Here is a 5668-nt window from a genome sequence, read left to right on the forward strand (position 1 = left end):
GGATTACGTTGTGAGGAGCTTTGGCAGGATCACCGACGGGATTCAGTCCGGCGGCTCCGGTTATGCGATATATGTCAGGGCTACAGGTACTGCCAGGAACATAAACGCCTACGCTTTTCAGGTCGATCCGGGACTTGGGAATAAATTCGCATTGAGAAAGGTCACAGATGGTAGAGAGTCCGGCGTTCTAGCCTCGGGAACGCCTGCCGCAGATTTCGACTGGCTGGAATGGCATGAAGTAACCATAGTGGCCATGGGTAATACATTCACTATGTTTGTCGATGGAATTGAGGTTTTGAGATACACTGACAGCGATAACCCTTTCATGAACGGAAGAGTTGGTCTCAGATCCTGGGGACCGACACAGGTCGAATTTGACTATGTTCGAGTGAATGAAAGCACTTCGGCAACCAACGAGTGGATCCCTTACACTTACTCGAGAGACCCGATTTACGACGCTTCAGGCAATACTGACAATTCTAATGGCGGGACCAGTCCCAGGCAGGAAGCAGATTTCGTCAGTTCTCATAATCTGCCTGCGATACAGTTCTTCGCCGACTGCGACAATCTCATGTTCAGAATGGTGCTTGCCAAAAACCCTCTACAACTACAAGGTTCTGGGACTCCCTATAAATCTTCTACATGGAACATACTTATAGATATAGACGGCGACGGTTATAGAGACTTCGCGATTGAACTCGACGGAACCGACCAAGGAATTGCGCCCGACGATATAAAGGTATATTTCAGCACAATCAAAGACCAGTATCTCTACGATAATGATCTGATCTGGAAACAGGACAGCGCAAAGCACTTGATTAGTCCGACAAACGCCGACGGCGAACCCGGTAGACCGGCAGACTGGGACCGCGATCCCTCGCCTTTGGTATGGGATTTTGGAAGGACCAGAGTGATCAAGTACGTAGATCCCTCGCTCGGCACTGTTTATCTTCTGGATATCCAGGTACCCCTGGCAGCTCTAGACGCTACTTCCAGAGGCGGACCGAAACTCACTGCAGACGATATCTTCCAGCTTGCGTTCACTACAAGTTCGAACACTAACAATCCTTTACAGAAAGACCTTGCATTCCAGGGGACCTATACGATGGCTCTTAATAAACCTATCCCCTTTGGAGACCTTGTGAATTCATGTGGGCATATTTCGCAGATTCCTCTGACATCCAGGATCAGCGTTTCCGGCTGCGGTCCTTCCACGATCGAGGCTTTTGTGCTCGATTCGCATACCGCCGTCTCAGGAGTAATACGTTCGACGGTAACAAGCGTTAAGTTCTACTATTATTTTGACTATAACGGTAACGGAGTTGCCGACGACGGTTTCGAGTGGGTCTTGATCGGAGACGCAACGGCCGTGGACCAGTTTAACCCCTGGAGGTTGCAGTGGAATAATTCTCAGGTTCCTCAGGGAGACTACATAATTAAGGCAGTAGTGAGAGACGATCAAGGCAATACAATGGACTCGTATGTGCAGTACAATAGCGGCGAACTCAGAGAAGTAGCGCTCTTGGAAAATACTTGTAGCAGTATCTCGCTGACAGTCTCCGGAAAAGCCTTTGAAGACCGAGGAGACAATGGTGGGCCTTTTGTTTCGGGTGTCGATCTGCCAAAGACTAACGTTAGGGTGAGAATTTACAGAGAGGCCGACGGTAACGACGCGATCAGTAATGGTGACGTGTTTGTCGCGGAGACTAATACCGATTCCAATGGCAACTACTCTTTCGGACCTTTGCCTCAATATAGATACTACGTCGTTGTGGATTCGAAGAGTGTCGCTCCGACAGCACTCAATTCCGGATTTCCACCTGCGACTCCCTGGGCCGAACAGACCTTCAAACGCGAGTTCAAAGACGGTGCTTACAATGATGTACAGGCCTTTGGCGGTTTAGATCCCTCAATCTCAGACAGATTCGCGACCTGGAGTAAGTCCGTCAGTCAGAGCACCTTTCAGCATTTGTCTGCAGTTGACCTTTCGGAAAGCACTCAATCCGTAAGCGGGATCGATCATGGCTTCTCGTTCAACGTGATTGTCAACACTAACGACACTGGAGATAATGGCTTCAGAGTTGCCGGCAATCAGGGAACGCTGCGACAGTTCGTGCTGAACTCAAATGCAATTGCCGGAGCCAATGCGGCGAGATTCGTCATGCAGACTCCTCAAAATTCATCTTTCGGAAGCAACAGCTGGTGGACGATACAGACTCAGGCAGCCTTGCCGGACATTACCGACACCCAGACAACCATTGATGGCACTGTATACACTGTGCAGGGGAACATCATAAACAGTAACGTCTCAAACTTTGGGGGCGGTCTTGCCGGAATCGATAAAATTGCCATACCCCAACTCAACGGCAAAGAGATCGAGATAGACTGTAACGGTCTAGAGTATGTTCTGAGAACTTCGGCAACCGCGGGAGGATTCTCGTTGAAGAACATCGCCTTCTTTAACGGTGGCGGCACTGTCGGCGACGCTACCGCTCCGGTAATCATTAATGGCCAGAACTTCAATCTTGATAATATTGTGAGCGGGGCGAGAGCCGATGGATCTAGACCTGAAGATAGCAATCTAAACAGAAGATACGGTCTGGTTATCAACGCAAGCGGAACTCTAAAAGACTCGTATATCGCTCACAACGGCTCCGGTCTTCTGCTGACTGGAAATACCATAGATGTAAACAGGATAATTGTACTGGACAACGGCATCGGTCCTTCGGGAACCGACGGAAATGGCGTTTCGATAGTCTCTCCGGCGAGTTCAGTTACTTTAAGAAACTCTATCGTAGAAGCGAATGGCGGAAGCCACGCCGGCGTGACTCACGGAAACGGTGTCTATACACAGGGAGACAAACTGACGCTTCTGGAGAATACAACGATCGTCGATTCAACCGCTTCGGCCATATCTCTCAACGATTCTGTGGGAGCGGTTATCAGAAAGTCAATCATCAACGGCTCTTTTGGCGGTTCCGGTATAAGGGTTAGCAGCGATTCAAGTTATGGCGACTTTTCGCTAAACTCTTTTGGTGATAATCGCGGCCTGGCGATTGATCTTCTCAGAGCGCCATCTTCGGACATGATTGAGGGTGTGAATCCAAACGACGGGCTTCTCAATGAAAGCTATGGTAATACGGGTATCGATCACCCTGTAATAGCTCTGGCAACGCGAAGCGGTAGCGCTCTGTCTATTCAGGGATTTGTAGGTCAGAACACTCCCAGCGCAGTCTTCGCCGGTTCTGTCGTTGAGATATACTCTGCAAGAGCAGGGGACGGAGACTCTTATTCGGGAGAGGACTACGGTGAAGGAATAAAGTATATCGGGTCACTTACAGTAGATTCTCAGGGAAACTTTGAGGACAATGTCTCCCCTGTCTCTGAGGACACAAAAGTCATAACAGCTATAACCCGTCACGAAAGCTTCAGTAACGTTCTCGGTATTTTTGCTTACAGTACTTCCGAGTTCGGTCCGAATAAATCAGTTGGTTCGGGTCTGAAGATCAGCGGTTACGTCTATGAAGATCTCAATTTCAACAGGACCCGCGACTATGCCGAACCCGGTATTGCGGGAGTCAGGCTGAACCTCTGGAAGTTTGATGGAAGCGGCTGGACTTTCCAGTCTTACACTCAGACGGACAATGAAGGTTTTTATAGCTTCGATGTTTCGCAGGGAACTTTCAGAGTTGTGGAAGACGCCCAGAATCTCTTCAATTCATCAACTGAAGGATCTGATCCTGTTGGATACATATCCACGACTCCGAACTGGGTTGAAGTGATAGTAGATACAGTAAACAAAACTGCCGATTTCGGTGATTTCAAAGGTTTTATTGTGAAAGGTTTTGTCTTCGATGACACCGGTGCAGGCGTCATCTCTCAGGCCAATAATGCTACAAGAGATCCGGGAGAGGCGGGAATACCGGGAGTGTTGGTTACACTGACAAACGGTTCGGACAAATTTACAAGATACACAGACCAGGACGGTCTTTATAGATTCTTCGTCTCCGGAGATCCTGTCTATCCAATCGTAATAAGAGAGACGGATCTTCCGGCATATACATCAACGGGCGACCATGATAGCGACGGGTCTGCCCCTCTTGAAGAGAGAAATACTATAACGATAAACTCGAGTGTTGATTCTTTTGCCTTCAACAATTTTGCAGATGTGAAGAGACTGCTCATCGAAGGTATAAATACCGTTTCGGGACTTCCGGGAAGCACCGTCAGTCTCGATCATTCTCTGTTCGTTGCAACTTATGGTAGCGTTTCTCTGGAGACCATTTCATCTCAAGGCTTTAGTATCGCTGTTTATGAGCTCGATTCGGCAGGGAATGTGCTGGGTCTGTGGGATAACAATATCGCAAGGTCTCCGGCAAGGTACTATTTTAGATTAACAGTCAACATACCCACTGAAGCCATCAGCGGCACGTTCGACGCAATAAAAGTCAGGGCAGTTCAAGACTGGTCTAATTCTGCGGGAAGCAATAGCGCCGAGACTTACGATACAATTACCGTTGGAGCCGAGGGCCTCTCGATACGCAAAGAGACCCGCAATTTCTCGATCTCGGGTGACTGGGGATTGTCATCTGAAGGAAAGCCCGGGGAGATAATCGAGTACAGGATCTCATTTGCCAACAATGGAACTCTTTCGATTCCTTCGGTCGTGATTACCGATCCTCTGGATAGAGATTTACAGTTACTTCAGGACAGTTATTCTATGGGCAGTTCTCACGGTAACGTGATTCTCTCTGTCGATGGCAGCGAGCATCTGCTGGTCGCCGAAGACGGTGGCGACGCTAATCTTGATTGGGCCTTCTGCGAGGGGCGAGTTCTGACAGTTAATATCACGAAGATACTCGGTGCGTTGCAGCCAGGCTCTTCGGGCTGGCTGATATTCAAAACGAAACTTAGAAGATAATCGGGAGGGGATACAGATGAAGAAGTGTTTCCTTACAATCGTTTTTCTTTCAGCACTCTTTTTACTGGGGTTTGCCAACGAGGAACCTATAAAGGTCAGTATCGAAAGTTATAAGGTCTGGGATTCTCAGAGTGCGACAGAGACATACGAAGAACTCGACGAGGTCTTTCCGGGTGATGAGATTCTTTATGTTCTCACATATGAAAACGTATCGGAATCTACGATCGAAGGTCTCCAGATGATCGCATTGATCCCCGAAGGCACTTTCTATATAAGGGGAAGCGCAACTGGAGAGAAGCGTGAACATCTGGACTGGGAGAGTCGAGAACTAGAGCTCTACTTCAGTTTCGATGGAGGGGAGACTTTCGGAAAACCACCGTTATTCTTTGAAGAAGTGAGGGGGGGGATGGCAGTAAGGAGATTGGTCAATCCTACGGCTTATACAAACATAATGTGGGTCTATGAAAGACAGTTTAAACCCTCAGATATATTGAAAGTGCTTTACAGAGTTAAGGTATCCAACTAAAACACACAGGAGGTGAGTTTATGAGTAAGAAACTTCTACTGGTGCTCCTCGCGGTCATGATAGCTGTTGCCGCGATTGCCGCACCACCTGCCGCCGGCACCAAAATCAAGAACCAGGCCGCGGCTACATATACCGATGGCAGGGGAGTAACCAGAACAATCCTATCCAACCAGGTAATAACCACGGTACTACCGGTCTATTCGGTACTCGTCACACCCGAT

Annotated in this window: 3 protein-coding genes; all 3 read left to right on the top strand. The window is 48.5% G+C overall.

Annotated elements, in window-relative coordinates:
• The coding region (locus tag RJ60_RS15160; protein ID WP_146028964.1) for an SdrD B-like domain-containing protein at window positions 1–4921 on the top strand (4921 nt) is incomplete at its 5' end.
• A 16-nt stretch (window positions 4922–4937) separates the two neighbouring features.
• The gene (locus RJ60_RS15165; protein ID WP_103135288.1) at window positions 4938–5447 is read left to right on the top strand and encodes a hypothetical protein; all 510 of its coding nucleotides are present in this window, start codon (window positions 4938–4940) and stop codon (window positions 5445–5447) included.
• A 20-nt stretch (window positions 5448–5467) separates the two neighbouring features.
• The coding region (locus RJ60_RS15170) for a hypothetical protein (RefSeq protein WP_146028965.1) at window positions 5468–5668 on the top strand (201 nt) is incomplete at its 3' end.

The organism is Mesotoga sp. B105.6.4, assembly GCF_002896535.1.
Taxonomy (GTDB): domain Bacteria; phylum Thermotogota; class Thermotogae; order Petrotogales; family Kosmotogaceae; genus Mesotoga.

Excerpts from the sequence above, each read along its gene's own strand:
- RJ60_RS15165 (WP_103135288.1), top strand. The coding sequence starts at position 4,938 with ATGAAGAAGTGTTTCCTTACAATCGTTTTTCTTTCAGCACTCTTTTTA.